General features: G+C 48.6%; 18 protein-coding genes and 1 other RNA gene. 14 read left to right on the top strand and 5 right to left on the bottom strand.

From position 1 onward, the window contains the following. The first annotated feature begins 26 nt into the window (after nucleotides 1–26). From obgE to BN98_RS01380, 6 genes are all read left to right on the top strand, one after another. Nucleotides 27–1382 (top strand): GTPase ObgE, encoded by a 1356-nt coding sequence (obgE, locus tag BN98_RS01355; RefSeq protein ID WP_019190119.1) that lies wholly within the window; start codon nucleotides 27–29, stop codon nucleotides 1380–1382. An 803-nt stretch (nucleotides 1383–2185) separates the two neighbouring features. Beyond that, the gene (locus tag BN98_RS01360) at nucleotides 2186–2773 is read left to right on the top strand and encodes a biotin transporter BioY (protein WP_019190118.1); all 588 of its coding nucleotides are present in this window, start codon (nucleotides 2186–2188) and stop codon (nucleotides 2771–2773) included. A gap of 21 nt (nucleotides 2774–2794) precedes the next feature. Beyond that, on the top strand, nucleotides 2795–3823 hold the full coding sequence (bioB, locus tag BN98_RS01365; protein WP_019190117.1) for a biotin synthase BioB: 1029 nt from the start codon (nucleotides 2795–2797) through the stop codon (nucleotides 3821–3823). A gap of 1 nt (nucleotide 3824) precedes the next feature. Beyond that, nucleotides 3825–4508, top strand: a complete 684-nt coding sequence (gene bioD / locus BN98_RS01370; protein ID WP_019190116.1) for a dethiobiotin synthase — start codon at nucleotides 3825–3827, stop codon at nucleotides 4506–4508. Between the two features lie 21 nt (nucleotides 4509–4529). Beyond that, a complete protein-coding gene (gene bioA / locus BN98_RS01375; RefSeq protein ID WP_019190115.1) occupies nucleotides 4530–5732 on the top strand; it encodes an adenosylmethionine--8-amino-7-oxononanoate transaminase in 1203 nt (400 codons plus the stop codon). A 133-nt stretch (nucleotides 5733–5865) separates the two neighbouring features. Further along, complete coding sequence (locus BN98_RS01380) at nucleotides 5866–6843, top strand: biotin--[acetyl-CoA-carboxylase] ligase (RefSeq protein WP_019190114.1); 978 nt, start codon at nucleotides 5866–5868, stop codon at nucleotides 6841–6843. 85 nt (nucleotides 6844–6928) lie between these two features. Here the strand turns inward: BN98_RS01380 and BN98_RS01385 are convergent, their stop codons facing one another. Then, nucleotides 6929–8434, bottom strand: coding sequence for an IMP dehydrogenase (locus BN98_RS01385; RefSeq protein WP_019190113.1), 1506 nt, complete (start codon nucleotides 8432–8434; stop codon nucleotides 6929–6931). Between the two features lie 207 nt (nucleotides 8435–8641). Here BN98_RS01385 and BN98_RS01390 point away from each other — a divergent pair, with 207 nt between their 5' ends. From BN98_RS01390 to BN98_RS07790, 6 genes are all read left to right on the top strand, one after another. Continuing rightward, nucleotides 8642–9652: an NAD(P)H-dependent glycerol-3-phosphate dehydrogenase gene (locus BN98_RS01390; protein WP_019190112.1), complete on the top strand. Its 1011-nt coding sequence runs from the start codon at nucleotides 8642–8644 to the stop codon at nucleotides 9650–9652. An 84-nt stretch (nucleotides 9653–9736) separates the two neighbouring features. After that, on the top strand, nucleotides 9737–11017 hold the full coding sequence (locus tag BN98_RS07785; protein WP_019190111.1) for an LCP family protein: 1281 nt from the start codon (nucleotides 9737–9739) through the stop codon (nucleotides 11015–11017). Between the two features lie 114 nt (nucleotides 11018–11131). After that, nucleotides 11132–11476: a transfer-messenger RNA gene (gene ssrA / locus BN98_RS08095) on the top strand. 140 nt (nucleotides 11477–11616) lie between these two features. Next, nucleotides 11617–11772 carry a phage minor head protein gene (locus tag BN98_RS08100; protein ID WP_288554654.1) on the top strand — a complete coding sequence of 52 codons (156 nt, stop codon included), beginning with the start codon at nucleotides 11617–11619 and terminating at the stop codon, nucleotides 11770–11772. 124 nt (nucleotides 11773–11896) lie between these two features. After that, nucleotides 11897–12091, top strand: coding sequence for a hypothetical protein (locus tag BN98_RS01400; protein ID WP_019190108.1), 195 nt, complete (start codon nucleotides 11897–11899; stop codon nucleotides 12089–12091). Between the two features lie 106 nt (nucleotides 12092–12197). Then, the gene (locus BN98_RS07790) at nucleotides 12198–12491 is read left to right on the top strand and encodes a hypothetical protein (RefSeq protein ID WP_154654940.1); all 294 of its coding nucleotides are present in this window, start codon (nucleotides 12198–12200) and stop codon (nucleotides 12489–12491) included. Nucleotides 12492–12670: 179 nt separating this feature from the next. Here the strand turns inward: BN98_RS07790 and BN98_RS01410 are convergent, their stop codons facing one another. The 3 genes from BN98_RS01410 to BN98_RS01420 all read right to left on the bottom strand — a co-directional run bounded on the left by BN98_RS01410 (nucleotide 12671) and on the right by BN98_RS01420 (nucleotide 13903). Further along, nucleotides 12671–12937 (bottom strand): barstar family protein, encoded by a 267-nt coding sequence (locus tag BN98_RS01410; RefSeq protein WP_019190106.1) that lies wholly within the window; start codon nucleotides 12935–12937, stop codon nucleotides 12671–12673. After that, a complete protein-coding gene (locus BN98_RS01415) occupies nucleotides 12938–13426 on the bottom strand; it encodes a ribonuclease domain-containing protein (RefSeq protein ID WP_019190105.1) in 489 nt (162 codons plus the stop codon). 183 nt (nucleotides 13427–13609) lie between these two features. Next, on the bottom strand, nucleotides 13610–13903 hold the full coding sequence (locus tag BN98_RS01420; protein WP_019190104.1) for a glutaredoxin family protein: 294 nt from the start codon (nucleotides 13901–13903) through the stop codon (nucleotides 13610–13612). 198 nt (nucleotides 13904–14101) lie between these two features. Here BN98_RS01420 and BN98_RS01425 point away from each other — a divergent pair, with 198 nt between their 5' ends. Next, on the top strand, nucleotides 14102–15043 hold the full coding sequence (locus BN98_RS01425; protein ID WP_040942498.1) for a hypothetical protein: 942 nt from the start codon (nucleotides 14102–14104) through the stop codon (nucleotides 15041–15043). A gap of 62 nt (nucleotides 15044–15105) precedes the next feature. Further along, nucleotides 15106–15258, top strand: a complete 153-nt coding sequence (locus BN98_RS08295) for a hypothetical protein (RefSeq protein WP_019190103.1) — start codon at nucleotides 15106–15108, stop codon at nucleotides 15256–15258. Nucleotides 15259–15347: 89 nt separating this feature from the next. Here the strand turns inward: BN98_RS08295 and BN98_RS01435 are convergent, their stop codons facing one another. Beyond that, nucleotides 15348–16394, bottom strand: a complete 1047-nt coding sequence (locus BN98_RS01435; RefSeq protein WP_019190102.1) for a hypothetical protein — start codon at nucleotides 16392–16394, stop codon at nucleotides 15348–15350. Nucleotides 16395–16546: the final 152 nt, after the last annotated feature.

The raw sequence follows: 16546 nt of genomic DNA on the forward strand, positions 1-16546 counted from the left end.
CAAGAACAGAGCCCGAGGAGAGAATTATGTTTATCGATACAGCAAAAATTGAAGTTCGTGCCGGTAACGGTGGCGATGGTGCCATTTCCTGGCGACGTGAAAAGTATGTTCCGGATGGCGGCCCGGACGGCGGAGACGGCGGTCGTGGCGGTTCCATCATATTGGAAGCGGACCAGGATGTCGGCACTCTGTTGGATTTTAAATATCATCCGATTTATAAAGCGGAATCCGGGGAACCCGGGCGCGGCCAGCAGCAATTCGGTAAGGCGGGGCAAGATCTAATTTTAAAGGTTCCTGTCGGCACCATTGTGCGTGAGTGTGAAAGCGGGGCTGCCATTGCTGATCTCAGGGAAGACGGTCAACAATTTGTGGTGGCAAAGGGCGGCTCCGGCGGAAAAGGAAATGTGCATTTCAAAAGCTCCATTCGTCAAGCTCCGCGTTTTGCAAAACCGGGCGGTTTCGGACAACAGCTAAAAATCATTCTGGAAGTCAAGCTGATTGCGGACGTGGGCCTGGTCGGCCTTCCCAATGTGGGCAAAAGTACAATCTTATCGATCCTTACCCATGCGCGTCCGAAAATTGCCAATTACCACTTTACGACCTTGGAACCGAATCTTGGCGTTGTGGATATGGGGGCAGGCCGTTCCTATATCATGGCGGACATCCCCGGGCTCATTGAAGGCGCCAGTCAAGGCGCGGGTCTCGGGCACGACTTCCTTCGTCATATCGAACGCACCCGTGCTTTAGCGCATGTGCTGGATATGTCCGGCAGCGAGGGGCGCGATCCGATTGAAGACTTTGACCTGATACAAGAAGAACTTTTAGAGTACCATCCGGAATTACCCAAGCGCTTGCGCGTGATCGTCGCTAATAAGATGGATTTGCCGGGTGCGGTAGAAAATTTGGAACGCTTCCGTCATGAAATGACAAAGCGCGGTGTGACGCTGGTCACGCCTACCGAACGCAAAGAAGAAGAAATTCTGCATCCCTGGAAGGAACCACAGGAGCAAGAAGCTGCTTTAACATTACTTCCGGTTTCTGCTGCTACGACCGAAGGCCTTGAAGCACTGCGCTATGAGCTTTGGAAAGCAGTCTCAAGCGTGGAGAAGACCAATCTCACCTTCGACGAGGACATTGTGGATGTGGAACAGTTCTACCGGCGCGATACTGCAGTTACCGTAACACGCAAGGGACATCGCATTACGGTGTCGGGTGAGCCGGTGGCCAATCTCGCGAAGAAGCTCATCATCAATGATGGCGCATCGGTGCAATTCTTCGAGCGTTCTCTCGAGCAGATGGGAATTATGGATCGTGTGCGTGCCCTCGATCCGACAGAAGATGATGTAATTGATATCGAAGGCTTTGAATTTGATTGGCTGTAATTTATATGCTTGAAATGACGGGCCAAAATGCCAGTTGGTGAAATGCCCCTCAATTTGCGTCTGCGTACGAGTCAAGTTGCGGCGGCACCCCATGTTTAAATGCGTTTATTGAAATAACATGGGGGCCCAATTTCGGCATTCCCCATGTTAAATGTAAATCGTAAAAATAACATGGGGTAAAAAATCTCTAAATTCTTCGCATTACCCCATGTTAAAAGCAAATCCTAAAAATAACATGGGGTGCATTTGCAGTCGAAACGCAAAATTACCCCATGTTAAAACGTGATTCCAAAAATAACATGGGGTATCGTAGCCTGTCCTACCCCATGTTAAATGCGAATCGCAAAAATAACATGGGGTAAAGCCGCCTTTGGGACGAAAAATTACCCCATGTTAATTGCGAATTGTAAAAATAACATGGGGTAAAGCCGCTTTCGGAGCGAAAAATTACCCCATGTTAAAATGCGATTTTTGAAATAACATGGGGCACCGGCAGTTTGGCCCCATGTTAAATTGTTTTATGTGAAATAACATGGGGGGCAAAACCTAAAAAGAGTCGCCGGCGGCGACGATAAGGGACCGGCCCTCCGGCCGGCAGTAGGTAAATAAGAAGCGCTGCTTGCAGCCGTATTGCAGCCTAATTGTCAACTATTATAAATAATAAGTTTACAATTAAGGAAAAATATGCTATCGTTACGCTGTTTGAACATTCATCACAGACCTGTCTTGAAAACTGGAACGTAGTGAGAACTGGAAGGTAGTAAAAACTGGAATGTCGTAAAAAACGTGAAAAAGGAAGAAAAATGAGAAACGCAAAAAATATGGCATTGTGTGGAGTGTTTACCGCATTGATCGCTATCGGGGCATTTATTCGCATCCCGGTGCCGGTTGTGCCGTTCACGCTGCAGTATCTGTTCACGATGCTTGCCGGATTGCTCTTGGGAGCAAAGCTCGGCGCGGCGGCTGTGGCGCTTTATGTAGGCATGGGGCTGATCGGCTTTCCGATTTTTACCCAAGGCGGTGGTTTCGGCTATGTGTTTAACCCGAGCTTTGGCTATCTCGTGGGCTTTATTGTGGGAGCCTATGCCACGGGAAAAATAGCGCATACGGAGGAATCGCCGCGATTCGGGCGTCTGTTGGCGGCGAATCTGATCGGACTTTTCATCGTGTACGCCTTTGGCATGGTGCATTGCTATCTGATTCATAACCTCTACATGAGCGATCCGATGGGCGTATGGACGCTGTTTCTGTATTGCTTCGTGCTGGCGGTACCGGGCGATTTTGTCCTGTGCTTTGTGGCGGCAGCCGTGGCCAAGCGCGTGATGCCGCGAATGGAAGTTAGTTTTTCGGCGCAACGCACACCGCAGAAGGTGCGTTCACCCCAACGATAGAAGACAGCAGGAGGAAGAAGGATGACAGTCGAAGAATTGGAAGAAAAAGTACTCCGTGGGGACGAGATAACGCGAGAGGAAGCGCTCTTTTTATACGATCAGCCGTTGAAGCCATTAACCGAAGCGGCCAATCGTATTCGCAAGCATTTCTGTGGTAATCGGTTTGATCTTTGCACCATCATCAATGCCAAAAGCGGAAATTGTCCGGAAAACTGTAAATTCTGTGCGCAGTCGGCCCATAGTAAGACACAGGCGGAAACCTACGGCTTGCTGCCCATGGATGAGATTGTGGAAAAAGCGCGCTCGGATTATGAAAAGGGCGTATTGCGCTATTCTCTGGTCACGTCGGGGAGACGTTTGACGGATGAAGAAGTGGATTATCTGTGCGAGGTGACGCGACGTATTTGCCGAGAAGTAGGCATATCCGTGTGTGCCTCATTGGGACTATGTACCGAAGAACAGTATCGCCGACTGCGTAATGCGGGCATGACGCGGATACATAATAATTTGGAAACCTCACGCAATCACTTCAAAGAAATTTGTACAACACATAGCTTTGACGATAAATGCGAAGCCATTCGGGCTGCGCGTGCGGCAGGCATGTCCATCTGCTCCGGCGGTATTGTCGGACTGGGAGAAAGCGTAGAAGATCGCATTGATATGGCTATATCGCTCCGGGAGCTGCAGGTGAAAAGTGTACCGGTCAACATGCTTAATCCCATTCCCGGTACGCCCTTGGAGAACCTTCCAAGACTCACACAAGAAGACATGGAACGCATCGTTGCGGTGTATCGCTTCCTGCTGCCAGACGCCTCCATACGATTGGCAGGTGGTCGTGGCCTGATGCAAGACAAGGGGCGCAGCTTATGGAAATCCGGTGCTAACGCCACCATATCCGGCGATATGCTCACAACGCAGGGCATTACGGTAGCCAAAGATTTGGAAATGTTAGACGAATTGGGCTATGAGCCGGGCCTTTGTAACGATGAAGTACTGCCAACGGCGGTCGAAGAAGAAAAAGCAACCGCCACCACAGGAATGGAGGCATAAGATGGGCAAAGCATTTTTTGTAACGGGAACGGATACGGAGATCGGTAAAACTTATGTGAGCGGTCTTTTGGTTAAAAAGCTGAAAGAATACGGCATGAATCCGGCGTATTTTAAAGCCGCCATGAGTGGCAATGATCGTCGGGAAGACGGAACACTCATTCCGGGCGATGCGCTGCACGTCAAAGAAGCCTCCGGCGTGGAGCAATCGCTGGAGGCCATGTGTCCTTATGTTTACGAAACGGCGGTATCGCCACATTTGGCCTCAAGGCTGGAAGGCCATCCGGTGCAGATGGATCGCGTGTTAAAAGAACTGGATGCGACCTTGGAAGCCTATGATCACGTGGTGATGGAAGGCTCCGGCGGCATCCTGTGCCCGCTTTGCTTTGACGAAGCGGAATTCGGCGTGGAAGATGTAATTCAAGCTCGGCAACTTCCCTGTGTCGTCGTAGCCGATGCCGGCTTAGGAACGATTAACCATGTCGGTCTTACGATTTTTTATATGCAACAAAAAGGCATCGCGGTCAAAGGCGTTTTGATGAACCATTATAGCCCGGGCAATGTGATGCAGGAGGATAACATCAAAATGTGCGAACACATTACCGGTGTGCCGGTTGTTGCCTGCGTTCAGGATGGCGATACGGATATCGCGCTCACCAAAGAACAACTGGAAGCATTATTTGCTTAGACAAAGAGGGAGGACAAGAAAATGCTCTGGTACCCCTATGAACAGATGAAAACAATGAATGTGCCCTATCACATTGTGGATGCCAAAGGCGTGTATCTTTACACCGATGATCAAAAAATGATCGACTCCGTTTCGTCTTGGTGGAGCGTGATTCACGGTTACAATCATCCGGTGTTAAATCAAGCCATTGATGATCAGCTTAAGCATTTTGCGCATGTGATGTTGGGCGGTCTGACGCATGATCCAGCCTTGCGCTTAGCCGAAAAGCTCAAAAACTATTTGCCGGGCGACCTGAACTATAGCTTCTTCTCCGATTCCGGCAGCGTTGCGGTGGAAGTCGCCCTCAAAATGGCACTTCAATACTATATGAACCGCAATGAAACGCAGCGGACCATGGTGCTGTCGCTTGAAAACGGCTACCACGGCGATACGTTTAAAACCATGGAAGTGGGCGATGATGCGGACTACCATTTTGTCTTGAAAGCCTTTGGACCGAATCCCCATGTTGTACACATTCCGACCACCGTTGCCGCCCTCGAAGAAGCGTTCGATACTTACCACGATCGCTTGAATTGCTGCCTGGTCGAACCGCTTCTGCAAGGCGCCGGTGGCATGCGGATGTACGATATCTCGTTTCTGAAACGAGCGCGTGAACTCTGCGATAAATACGATGTGCTGCTGCTCTTTGATGAAATTGCGACAGGCTTTGGTCGCACCGGGCATCGTTTTGTATCGGACCTCGTACAACCGGATATCCTCATGCTCGGAAAGGCCCTGACAGGCGGCTATATCGGCCATGCCGTCACGGTGGCCAATCAGAAAGTCTTTGACGGTTTCTATGATGACAATCCGGAGCATGCCTTCATGCACGGTCCGACCTTTATGGGCAATGCTCTGGCCTGCAGCGTGGCTTTAAAATCCATCGAGCTTTTTGAAAACGAGCACTACATGGATAAAATTCAGCGCATTGCGGAAATCACCCGTCGCGAGATGGAAAATTTCACCGATTCGCGCATCGAAGACGTGCGCATGATGGGCGGTTGCGTCTGTATCGAGGTCAAAGACGCAAAAACGCTCGAAGGCTACCAACAATTTGCCTATGATCGCGGTGTTTTTGCCCGTCCTTTCCTCAAATACCTATACGCCATGGTGCCTTATGTCATTACGGAAGAGGAACTCGTCAAGGTGTTGACCACGATGAAGGCATGGTTTAAAACGCATTGAGTTTTTTATCCGAAAAGCGATGAGACGCCTTCGCGGCTTGGCCATGGCTTGGATTGTCACCCTACGGTTCAAATCGTTATAATAAGGGAAATGCATCAGACAGCTTGCCATGACGGCGGATAAGGAGATAGCAATGACAACCAAAGAAAATTTGTTGGCCTTTTTTGAGACGCATCGGGGCGAATATTTTTCCGGGGAAGCAATCGCTCAGCAGTTGGGCGTTTCGCGTACTGCGGTTTGGAAGGCAGTTAAATCGTTGCAAGCGGAAGGCTATTCTATTGATGCCGTGACCAACAAGGGATATTGTCTGGCGGAAGAAACGGATATTTTGTCCGCACAGGGGATTAAAAAATATCTGACGCATCCCGAAATTTTTGATATTACGGTACTCCCTGTAACAGAGTCCACCAATCTGGACGTCCGTGAAAAAGCGAATGCCGGTGCGCCGGAGGGCACTTTTATCGTATCCAACGAGCAGACGAAGGGACGCGGGCGTCGGCAGCGCTCCTTTTATTCTCCGGCCAAAACAGGCTTGTACATGAGCCTTCTTTTGCGTCCGAAGGAAAATCTAATGCAACAAACAACCAATATTACCACGATGGCCGCCGTTGCTATGTGTGAAGCCATGGAGAAAGTATCCGGTAAGCATGCGGTGATCAAATGGGTGAACGATATTTTCCTGGATGGGAAAAAGCTATGTGGCATCTTAACAGAAGCTTCCTTCAATATGGAAAATGCGCGTGTCGAGTATGCCGTCTTGGGCATCGGCACCAATGTGTATGAACCCGAGGGCGGATTTCCGGTGGAATTAAAGGATGTGGCTACGGCGCTATTTGCTTCACCGCAAAAGGATGCCAAAAATCGTCTGGCTGCTGAATTTCTGCGTCATTTCATGCCCTACTATCAAGATGCCGCCGGCTCCGATTATGTTGATGCCTATCGCAAGCGCTGCTTTGTTCTTGGTAAGGAGATTATGGTTTTGCGCGGTACCCAAAAGCGCGAAGCAACCGCCTTAGATGTGGATGAGCATTGTCACCTGTTGGTGCGCTATAACGATGGGGAAGAAGAGGCGCTCTCGTCGGGAGAGATTTCCATTCGGTTGAAAAAATAGACGAAAGCAAAAAAAGTTTTATTCCGCTTGAGAAAAAAGGAGGCGACCCTAATGGGCCGCCTTCTTTATAGAGATAATTTATACGTTAAATATTCTGTGCACGATTGGTTTTCAGCATGACGTCGTGTGCGCCGCCTTCCACAATGGAAGTGGAGGAAACCAGCGTGAGCTTAGCTTTCTCGTGCAGTTCGGCAATGGAGAGTGCGCCGCAATTGCACATGGTGGATTTCACCTTGTGCAAGGAAATACCGACATTATCTTTTAATGAGCCGGCATAGGGGACATAGGAGTCCACGCCTTCTTCGAATTGCAACTTGGCTTCACCGCCCAAGTCATAGCGTTGCCAGTTACGGGCACGGGCAGAACCTTCGCCCCAGTACTCTTTCATCGAGGAACCGTTGACGGTCACCTTTGCTGTCGGCGATTCATCAAAACGGGCAAAGTAACGACCGAGCATTACGAAGTCGGCCCCCATGGCTAAGGCGAGCGTGATGTGATAATCGTAGACGATGCCGCCATCGGAACAAATCGGTACGTAGATGCCGGTTTCTTTGTAGTATTCATCGCGGGCACGTGCGACATCAATGACCGCTGTCGCCTGACCGCGTCCGATTCCCTTGGTTTCACGGGTGATGCAGATGGATCCGCCGCCGATACCGATCTTCACAAAATCCGCGCCGCAGTCCGCTAAGAAGCGGAAGCCTTCGCCATCCACGACGTTACCCGCACCAACTTTGACGCTGTCGCCGTAGCGACTGCGAATCCATTCGATGGTACGTTTTTGCCATTCGCTATAGCCTTCACTGGAGTCAATGCACAGGACATCTACGCCAGCTTCGACCAGAAGTGGTACGCGGGTTTCATAGTCGCGCGTATTGATGCCGGCGCCCACCTTTAAGCGCTTTTTGTGATCCAACAGTTCCTGTGGATTTTCCTTATGACTGTCGTAGTCCTTGCGGAAGACAAAATAGAGCAAACGCTGATTGGCATCAATAATGGGGAGGGCATTGAGCTTTTTATCCCAGATGATATCATTGGCTTCTTTGAGCGTAGTGCCTTCTTTACCGAAGATCAGCTCGTCAAACGGCGTCATGAATTCCTTGACTTTCGTTGATGGATCCATACGTGAAACGCGATAGTCGCGGCTGGTGACAATGCCCACCAGCTTACCGTGTTGTGTGCCATCTTCGGTGACGGCCATAGTCGAATGGCCGGTCTTCTCCTTTAAGGCTAAGACAGCTTCCAGCGTATCTTCCGGAGAGACATTGGCATCGCTCGGAACAAAGCCGGCTTTATAGCCTTTGACATTGGCTACCATGGCGGCTTGGCTTTCCGGTGACTGCGAGCCGTAAATAAAGGACAGACCGCCTTCACGCGCGAGAGCAATGGCTAAGGAATCATTGGATACGGACTGCATCACGGCGGAGACCATGGGGATATTTAAGGTATGTTCTGGCTCTTCGCCGCGATGATAACGCACCAACGGGGTCGACAGATTGACATTATTCACCATGCATTGGCTGGATGAATAACCGGGAATTAACAAATATTCGCTGAATGTACGGGATGGTTCCTCTAGATAAAGCGCCATGCTTCCTCCTTCTTTGTTTTTCTAATGTTTGCATCGATTATATCCTTTTTCGCGTTTCCTGCACAGTCCAATCGTGAAAGAGCCACAGGAAAACATCTCAACTGGCGGAAAAAGCGGCCCCCAAAGCGTAGCCATATCATGATAGAATGGTACAGGGAAATCGGAAAGGGGCACCGGCTCCTTATTACGAAAATGAGAGGAAGAAAAATGCAGATTGCCGTTTTGGGCGCCGGAACTTGGGGCACTGCCTTGGCGCGGCTTTTGGTGAAAAATAAGCATCACGTTACGCTGTGGTCTAAGATTCCGCAGGAATTAGAGGCGATGCAGCGCACGCATCGCCATCCGAATTTGCCGGAGGCGGTGATCCCTGAGGCATTGCAGTATGCTTCGATGCTGGATAGGGCGCTTGCCGGGGCGGAGATTATCGTCTTTGCTGTGCCATCTCCTTTTGTACGTGCGACGGCGGAAGAGGCTGCACCGTATCTTAAAGAAGGCCAGATTCTTGTTGACGTGGCGAAGGGGATCGAAAAGGACAGCGGTCTGACATTGACAGAGGTCATTGGCGATGTGTTACAGGCAAAACGACCGGAGCTTGCATTGCCACTGGTGGCACTCTCCGGACCGACCCATGCCGAGGAAGTCTCGCGTGATTTGCCGTCTGCGATTGTCGCGGCATGTCGGGAAGATGCGGCGGCGCATCGCGTGCAGGATGCTTTTATGAACGAGAATTTCCGCGTGTACACCAATCACGACGTGCATGGGGTAGAACTTTGCGGTGCGTTAAAAAACATTATTGCTCTGGCGGCAGGCATTTCGGACGGACTGGGCTTTGGCGATAATACGAAGGCGGCTCTAATGACGCGTGGAATGGCGGAAATGACACGTCTCGGGTTGGCCTTAGGATGTGAGCCCTCCACCTTTTCCGGTTTGGCCGGTTACGGGGATTTGATTGTTACAGCGACTTCGGTACACAGTCGAAATCATCGCTGCGGAGTGTACATCGGACAGGGGGTTCCTGTACCGGAGGCCATCCGTAAGGTGGGACAGGTGGTAGAAGGCATGAATGCGCTTCCCGCCGCACAAGCACTCTCGTCGCGATGCCAAGTGGAAATGCCATTGGTCGATGCCGTGGCGATGGTCCTGGATGGCCGGGATGTGCGGGAAACGGTGCTTTCTTTAATGACGCGTGAGAAAAAAAGAGAATTCTCGCGTCATTAAGTGATATTATGGTAGCGTCTGTAGCTGAAAACCCGAAAGGGTTGATATTGCCACAGCGATTCTAATTTAAGGGAGTAGGGCAGCATGAAGAAGGGAAAGAAGTTCATTGTTTTTATCGCCATAGTGGTCTACCTTGCTTTTGGGTTGATCCTATGCGTGAATAATTTTTTGCCGCTCAAAGAGCGCCTGCTTTTGGTTGGCATCTTTTTCGTATTGAATTTGTTACTGATGATCGGCTTCGGACACGCGCGCCGCGGATCGGCAGTGGTGCTTGGACTGTTGTTGATCTCGGTGATCGGTGCCGAAGCGTACAGCAGCTATTTTGTGTGGTCTTCCATTCGTACCTTGGATATTGTTTCCAATAAGAAAGGGGAATTGGGAGGAGAGAGCGTGGAACGCCCGATCGCTCCCGAGACGGAAGAAGAACTAGTGAAACCGTTTCATGTGTATTTGAGCGGCAAAGATACGAACGGTTCTTTGGACAAGTCCTCGCGTAGCGATGTCAATATGATTTTGACGGTAAATCCGTCGACGCATTCGGTTCATATTACTACCGTGCCGCGTGATGCCTACATGAAAATTGCCGGAGACGGCAATGATCGCTACGATAAATTGACGCATGCCGGAAACTACGGTGTCCAGACGTCCGAGCGTACATTGGAAAATTTCTTTGGGATTACGATCAAATATCATGTGATGGTGAATTTTGATTCCATCGTGGACATTGTGGATGCGTTGGATGGTGTAGATGTAGAGAATCCGGAGTCTTTCTCCGCCCAAGGGTATCATTTTTCTACCGGTAAAATACATCTGGATGGTAAACAAACGCTGGCCTTTGCGCGGGAACGCTATGGCCTGGGAGAGGGCGAATTAGCCCGCGGGCGTAATCACGTGCGCATCATGAAGGCAATTATCGAACGCGCGGCATCGCCGGCTATTCTCACCAACTATCCTGCGATTTTACAGGTCATTGCGCGTGAAGTTTCCACGAATATGCCACGTGAAACGATGGTGGATTATATCAACTATCAGATTTCCCATAACGAAAAATGGAAGACAACCTCTTCGCAGCTGCAGGGCTTTGAAACCATGGGATTGCCCTCTTATCAGATGCCGGGTTCACGCCTGTACATGTTCTTGCCCAGCCAAGCCAGCAAGCGTGATATCTTGGAAATCATGGATTTGATTAAAAATGGCAAGTCCGTGCCGAAAGCCGGTACGAAGCATTATTCCCTGCATGAAGAGGATTATGAAGATATCCCGGTGCGCAATATTATGAATTATCTGCAGGGTGGCGCCGAGATCACGGCGGGGGACGATTTTGATCCCAACGAAACAAAAGGCTCGTCCGAATTTCACTATTAAGGGAGGCGCCTTTTCGTCCTTCTGCTTTCAGCACTTGTTATCATGAACAGGGCATTGGATTCGTCCGGTGCTCGGTTGCGTGAATAATGCGCCTATGCTACAATGGCGCGACACGGGGATGCTCGGTTTCGACAGGGAAACGGAAGAAGGAGAAGCGAGTCGTCAGGCAGATGACGTAAATCAGGCAAAAACAATAACTGCTAACGACAACGAATTAGCTTACGCTGCCTAATCATGGCGGCCGGTCCTCCGGCTGGACCCGTAACAGACGGACTGACCTCAACTATGTCGGGAAACTTCCTGCGCTAAGCTTTGCCCGCAGGTTGGATCTATGAAGCTACCGAATGACTTCGTTTGTTTATTTCCCCGGTCATTCGGGAATCAAATGAAATAAACTGCACTCGGAGAAACTCGTTTGGATGTTTTTTTGGACGAGGGTTCGATTCCCTCCATCTCCAAAGTAGAGAAATGCCCGTCCTTGTAATTTCAAGGAAACGGGCATTTTTCAATGTTTGGGCTATTTAGCAGGGAAAAGCTCACAGGAAATGGCGAGGATACTACGCAGACGCTTCGGCGTCTCCATGTATAACGCCTAACGTCTGGCACGAACCGAAATGGCACGTGTACAGATAGAAGCGCAGATGCAGTCCTTTGAGAAAAACGGCTATACGCACTATGTTTTCATCGCGCGCGAGAGCGCCTGCGATCATTGCGCGCCGCATGATGGAAAGATTTTCGCAGTAAAAGACATTTGACCGGGCGTGAACGCACCGCCGATTCATCCGGACTGTTTTTGCTCGATCGCGGCGGCAACGGGGAACAGATACAAGCGAAAGAGTTGGCGGAAAAACATATTGAACGAATGAAAGAGGAGACGCTATGAGCTTAACACCAACAGAGTATTATTATTGCCCAGATTATGATAAATATGTGAAGAGAGTAAACGGGGCTTTTTATTCAATCGATGATAATGGGAAAGAAATGTTTGATCAACGAAGATTTTGTCCGATACTCATCGGAGAGATATTCACCATTGATATTACAAAAGAGGAATACGAGAAACATCTAAAATAAACCATCGCTATAGGCATAAAGCGTGACCGGAAACGGTCGCGCTTTTTATATGCAACAAAAGGACACCGTGGGCGAAGAACGCGGCGGACAAAGAAGGGAGAAAACAATGGCAGAGGAAATGATCACAGCGAAAGACGAAGAACAGGTCGATGAGGCTAAAGCGGATGAACAGAAAGACACGGAGAAAGCGGAAAAGTCCGCACCGTCCTTTGACGACATCCTGAAAGACCCGAAGATGCAGGCAGAGTTTGACCGCAGACTGAGCAAGGCACAGCAGACACGCGAGGAAAATATCCGAAGCGAGATCGAGAGCAATATCAAAGCACGCCTTGTGGAAGAGCAGAAGGTTGCCAAAATGAACGCGGAAGAAAAGGCAAGACGCCTGCATTTCGACACGTAAAGCGTTGAAATGCGGGGATTCGATCTTCGGCATTGTGCCAAGATCGGACTTTTGGTGAGCCCTTTTTTATGATGTCAACGTTGTAGCTTTACGGCGGCAAAACGCAAAAATGCAAAAAGCCGCCGTAAATCTCGGCGGCAAACCACGGCGGCAAACCACGACGGATTCCATACGGCCTTTTACCAATAAATATGGACGCTGTAGCCTTCTTCTCGTTGCAAATCCCCGAATACATCCAACAGGCGTAGGCCGTAATCGCCCAATTGTTCGGGAATGGCGCGCGCCTCGTTAATTTCAATCTCGACTCCATGTAAATCTTGTAACATATCCCAAAGAGCATCTAAATTATGGCCCACATAATCCGGCCAACGAAAGATCTGCTGCATATAGGAGTAGGCCGCTTCGCGGGACGTAAAGGCGGTACCGTTTAACACGTAACGATTCATTTACTCCTCCGATCCGTATAATTGCTCAAAATGCTCATAATGATCCCCGGTATAATAAATGGCGCCATCGTTTGAGAACACCAGACGTTCCGGACCGCGATGCTCGTGATAGCCGGCGATGAGATCGGCTTCATAATAGATACACCCTTTTTTCGCGGGCAATTTTCCCTCGCGATTGCCGAAGCGATCGCCACCAATCACATAACCATTATTATCAGAAGCTGACCAATTTTTCTCTTTGGCTTCCTTTTTTGTAATGTAATTTGTCGGCAAAGTTCCGAACGCATGGATGTACGCTGCGACTTCTTCTTTAGCGTAGTAGCGCCCCTCTTTTTTCAGCGTTTCCGTTTTTATTTCTTGGCTTATCGATGCCTTGGAGCCGATTTCCGTCTTATGCACAGGCTCTGCGGTGTTCTGTCGTAAAAAGAAAAACGCAAGAATAGCAAAAAATACCAGAAGGGGGAGCCATTGATTTCTTTTATTCATCATAAAACCTCCTTCCGTTTTCAAAGAAGTATTTACCCTTTTTTTCTGAAGTACATGGGGACTTATGAAGGCGAATTGGCCACATGTTATGCTTTCCCCATAAAAGCATAAAAATCACGGTGGAAAATCCGTTTTCTCAGATTGTCCACCGTGATTTGCTTAAAATTCGAATGTAAGGGTGCCGAATTACAGTACGTTGCAAACGCCGGGATCTTCGTTTGCGTCTTCGTGTGCTTCGCCTTTGACCAAATGTTCTTTCATGTATTGGATAATATCATCCGATTCATAAAGCGGATCCCCGTCGATAAAGAGGCAGGGAACCTGATCCATTCCGCCGCGTTTTACGAGATCCTCCTGATTCTTGGGATCTTCGATAATGTCTTTCATGACCACACCTTCGACGTGGTTTTCTTTCATAAACTTCATGACTTTTTGGCAGTAGGGACAGACATCTTTTTTATATAATTCATAGCTTGGCATAGTATCCTCCTTCAGAGTGATCCTTTACATATCGATGCTGCGTTTAAAAGCGCATCATTTTTCATCCTTATTTTAGATACCCAAAGGTGTACGCAAGTCCATACTATTGTGTAAAATAAACAGTAGAATATCGACAAATGATTCCATAAAACGTCAACCGTCACATTCCATACTCTCTCGAAAGGGGATAGAAGAGCCATGAAAAAAAGATGGATTTCTTTCATTTGCGGTGGGCTGGTATTGCTGCTTATCTTAACTTCTTGTGGAAAAAGCCCTAACAAAACGAATAGCGAAGATGCGTCAAGTGAGACGTCAGAATTGAGCAATACGAGCGTCTCTTCCACGGAGCAAAAAAAGGAAGCAGACCCCAAAGAAGCTACTACGGAGAAGAATGCAAAACTGGCAAAGCTATACGGCCAAGTGTTAGATACGATCGGCGAAAGTGATTTTAACGCCTCTTCTGTCAATGGGAACTATTCCTACGCGTTGGTCAATATGAATGACGAAGATATGCCGCAATTGGCGGTTTGTACGGAAACCGGTGGTGGTGTAGCGGCCATTAAATTCTTTTCTGCTGATAATGATTATACAAATGTAGTGACGAATGAAGAGCTCTTTTCCATCGGTGCATCTGCCGCCGGCGGCTTTCGTGGCGGAATGAATCAAAGCAGAAAGCAAGGCTCTTTACTCTACACGACCTTTTCCGCCGGTAGTGGTGATGCGGAAACGCAAGCGCTGACAACGTCGGTTAAAGATGGGAAGCTGGTCATTAAGAAGAACACCATTTGGGAAGGAAAAATCAACAATAAGGAAGAGGATGGATCTTTTCCCATCGATTTTTTGCCTGTTCGCGATCGAAGCACTTTAGACAAACTGGCAAAAACGGAAGATGGTAAAGTGAAGGAAGCCTTGCTTAAAATCTTGACTGGTGGAAAGCCACAATCGGAATCAAAAGCCAATACCGAACAGTCGTCCACTCCGAATACTTTGGAAGGCAAGAAACGAGCAGCCGTTGCCGCCGGCAAAACCGTCGTTACGGGCGTCGTTAAAAAATTTAATCACGATGAAATGGTTGAATTCAAAAGTTTGATCCAAATGTCTTGCCTGACATGGGAGAAAGTTATATTGTTCTGCTTCTAGAAAACAATGTCGATATTACCGTCCATTCCGGAGATCCTTATGGGGGATATCGGACAAAAAGCGTGAATCTGGTAGGCCTTCCCGAAGAGATGGCAGCCTATGACGGACAGAAAATCACGATTGCCTTTACCCCGGACGATGGCTATTGGCAGACAGACGTCAGTTTGCCGATGTATGCACCGAGAATGCATACAAGTATAAAGATACTGAAATAAAAAATAGGAAATCAGAAAGGCACGAAAGCGGTTACCGTTTTCGTGCCTTTCTTTATTTTTATCGAATTTCAAAACTTTGCCGGCCCCCTTTATTGTACGGGATTCATGTATACAATCGCCTTGCGGAGGATGCGCCCGCGCTGGTCATGAAGCGAAATCGACAGCGGAAAGCCTTGCGTATCGGGGTGTGCCAAAAAACCTTCCAGACGCAAGCGTTGTTCTTTTGTCAATGCCGTATCTAACGGAAAACGATAATGCTCTTCTTTTTTGATTTCCAGCTTCCCATCTTCCGTGTTTGTCTTGATTAGAGGCACTCTTTTCACATTTTCGCCATCCATAGCGCGATACGGGAAACGATCGGAAGCATTCAGTTGGAGATAGTAGCTATCACTGGCATCGGAAGGAATCGGTTGATCACAATCGAATTGGACATCAAATGCGCTCTTCCCGTTTTCTTCGATGAGACGCACATGAATAGGCGCATCGCCTACAGGCGCCGCATTCGCCACGGCTTTTGCGTATATGGTATTCATCCCCGTCAGGATATTCTCCGGAAGAAGAATGCCGGCTAAAACTTCAATACCATAGCCGTCCGGAGCAAACAAATATACGCTTGCGTTTAAGCGATCCCGTTTGCCATGAATAAACTCCTGGAGTATCGCTTCATTTTCATTGTCAAACGCCTTCGTATCGGATGACAGGGAGAGGGAAATCGTCCCGGGCATACACCCGTTATCCACCGGTATGGTAAAAATCTTATTTTTTGCTTCTTTCATCGTGTGAGGGATGATTCCGTCGAAAGAAACCATGGCATAGATTTGCGGGGAATCAAACATGGACATGTCGACGCGAAAAGAGGAATCCACTCTTTCCAGATTCACGTCAAGACGATACTGGTCTCCAGCAACAAATAAGGGAAATACATCCTTTGCTTGATAGAAGCGCACCTCCTCCAGCCATCCATCACCGCTTCCAAGAACACGGCTTTCCTCTGACGATTCGGAAACCCGCTTCGATTCTAATATGATCAGCGATTCACTTTCTTCCGGCGGCTTTTGTCCGGTACAGGCGGTCAACAGCAATAGGAAAGCGAAGAATATCCAGCCGCTCACGGAACGAAAAAAGTTTTTTTTCATAGCATTCTTTCCTCCTTTCCACAGTAGTAGAAGATCAAACGCAAAGAGAAAGGGTTTACCTTTTTATCTTTTTTTACCCGTTGCCCCTTATTCAAACGCGATATGTTGAGAAAAGTTCTATTAGCAACATTAAGCAGTGGTGATGTTCTATC

The sequence above is a fragment of the Levyella massiliensis genome (assembly GCF_000308275.2).
GTDB lineage: Bacteria > Bacillota > Clostridia > Tissierellales > Peptoniphilaceae > Murdochiella > Murdochiella massiliensis_A.

What these genes read in the sequence shown, in the direction of transcription:
- BN98_RS01390 (WP_019190112.1), top strand. Translation starts at nt 8,642, where the DNA reads ATGCAGATTGCCGTTTTGGGCGCCGGAACTTGGGGCACTGCCTTGGCG.
- BN98_RS01410 (WP_019190106.1), bottom strand. Translation starts at nt 12,937, where the DNA reads ATGAATCGTTACGTGTTAAACGGTACCGCCTTTACGTCCCGCGAAGCG.
- BN98_RS01435 (WP_019190102.1), bottom strand. Translation starts at nt 16,394, where the DNA reads ATGAAAAAAAACTTTTTTCGTTCCGTGAGCGGCTGGATATTCTTCGCT.
- bioB (WP_019190117.1), top strand. Translation starts at nt 2,795, where the DNA reads ATGACAGTCGAAGAATTGGAAGAAAAAGTACTCCGTGGGGACGAGATA.
- BN98_RS01385 (WP_019190113.1), bottom strand. Translation starts at nt 8,434, where the DNA reads ATGGCGCTTTATCTAGAGGAACCATCCCGTACATTCAGCGAATATTTG.
- BN98_RS07790 (WP_154654940.1), top strand. Translation starts at nt 12,198, where the DNA reads ATGGCAGAGGAAATGATCACAGCGAAAGACGAAGAACAGGTCGATGAG.
- BN98_RS07785 (WP_019190111.1), top strand. Translation starts at nt 9,737, where the DNA reads ATGAAGAAGGGAAAGAAGTTCATTGTTTTTATCGCCATAGTGGTCTAC.
- bioD (WP_019190116.1), top strand. Translation starts at nt 3,825, where the DNA reads ATGGGCAAAGCATTTTTTGTAACGGGAACGGATACGGAGATCGGTAAA.
- bioA (WP_019190115.1), top strand. Translation starts at nt 4,530, where the DNA reads ATGCTCTGGTACCCCTATGAACAGATGAAAACAATGAATGTGCCCTAT.
- BN98_RS01420 (WP_019190104.1), bottom strand. Translation starts at nt 13,903, where the DNA reads ATGCCAAGCTATGAATTATATAAAAAAGATGTCTGTCCCTACTGCCAA.
- BN98_RS01400 (WP_019190108.1), top strand. Translation starts at nt 11,897, where the DNA reads ATGAGCTTAACACCAACAGAGTATTATTATTGCCCAGATTATGATAAA.
- BN98_RS01425 (WP_040942498.1), top strand. Translation starts at nt 14,102, where the DNA reads ATGAAAAAAAGATGGATTTCTTTCATTTGCGGTGGGCTGGTATTGCTG.
- BN98_RS01380 (WP_019190114.1), top strand. Translation starts at nt 5,866, where the DNA reads ATGACAACCAAAGAAAATTTGTTGGCCTTTTTTGAGACGCATCGGGGC.
- BN98_RS01360 (WP_019190118.1), top strand. Translation starts at nt 2,186, where the DNA reads ATGAGAAACGCAAAAAATATGGCATTGTGTGGAGTGTTTACCGCATTG.
- BN98_RS01415 (WP_019190105.1), bottom strand. Translation starts at nt 13,426, where the DNA reads ATGATGAATAAAAGAAATCAATGGCTCCCCCTTCTGGTATTTTTTGCT.
- obgE (WP_019190119.1), top strand. Translation starts at nt 27, where the DNA reads ATGTTTATCGATACAGCAAAAATTGAAGTTCGTGCCGGTAACGGTGGC.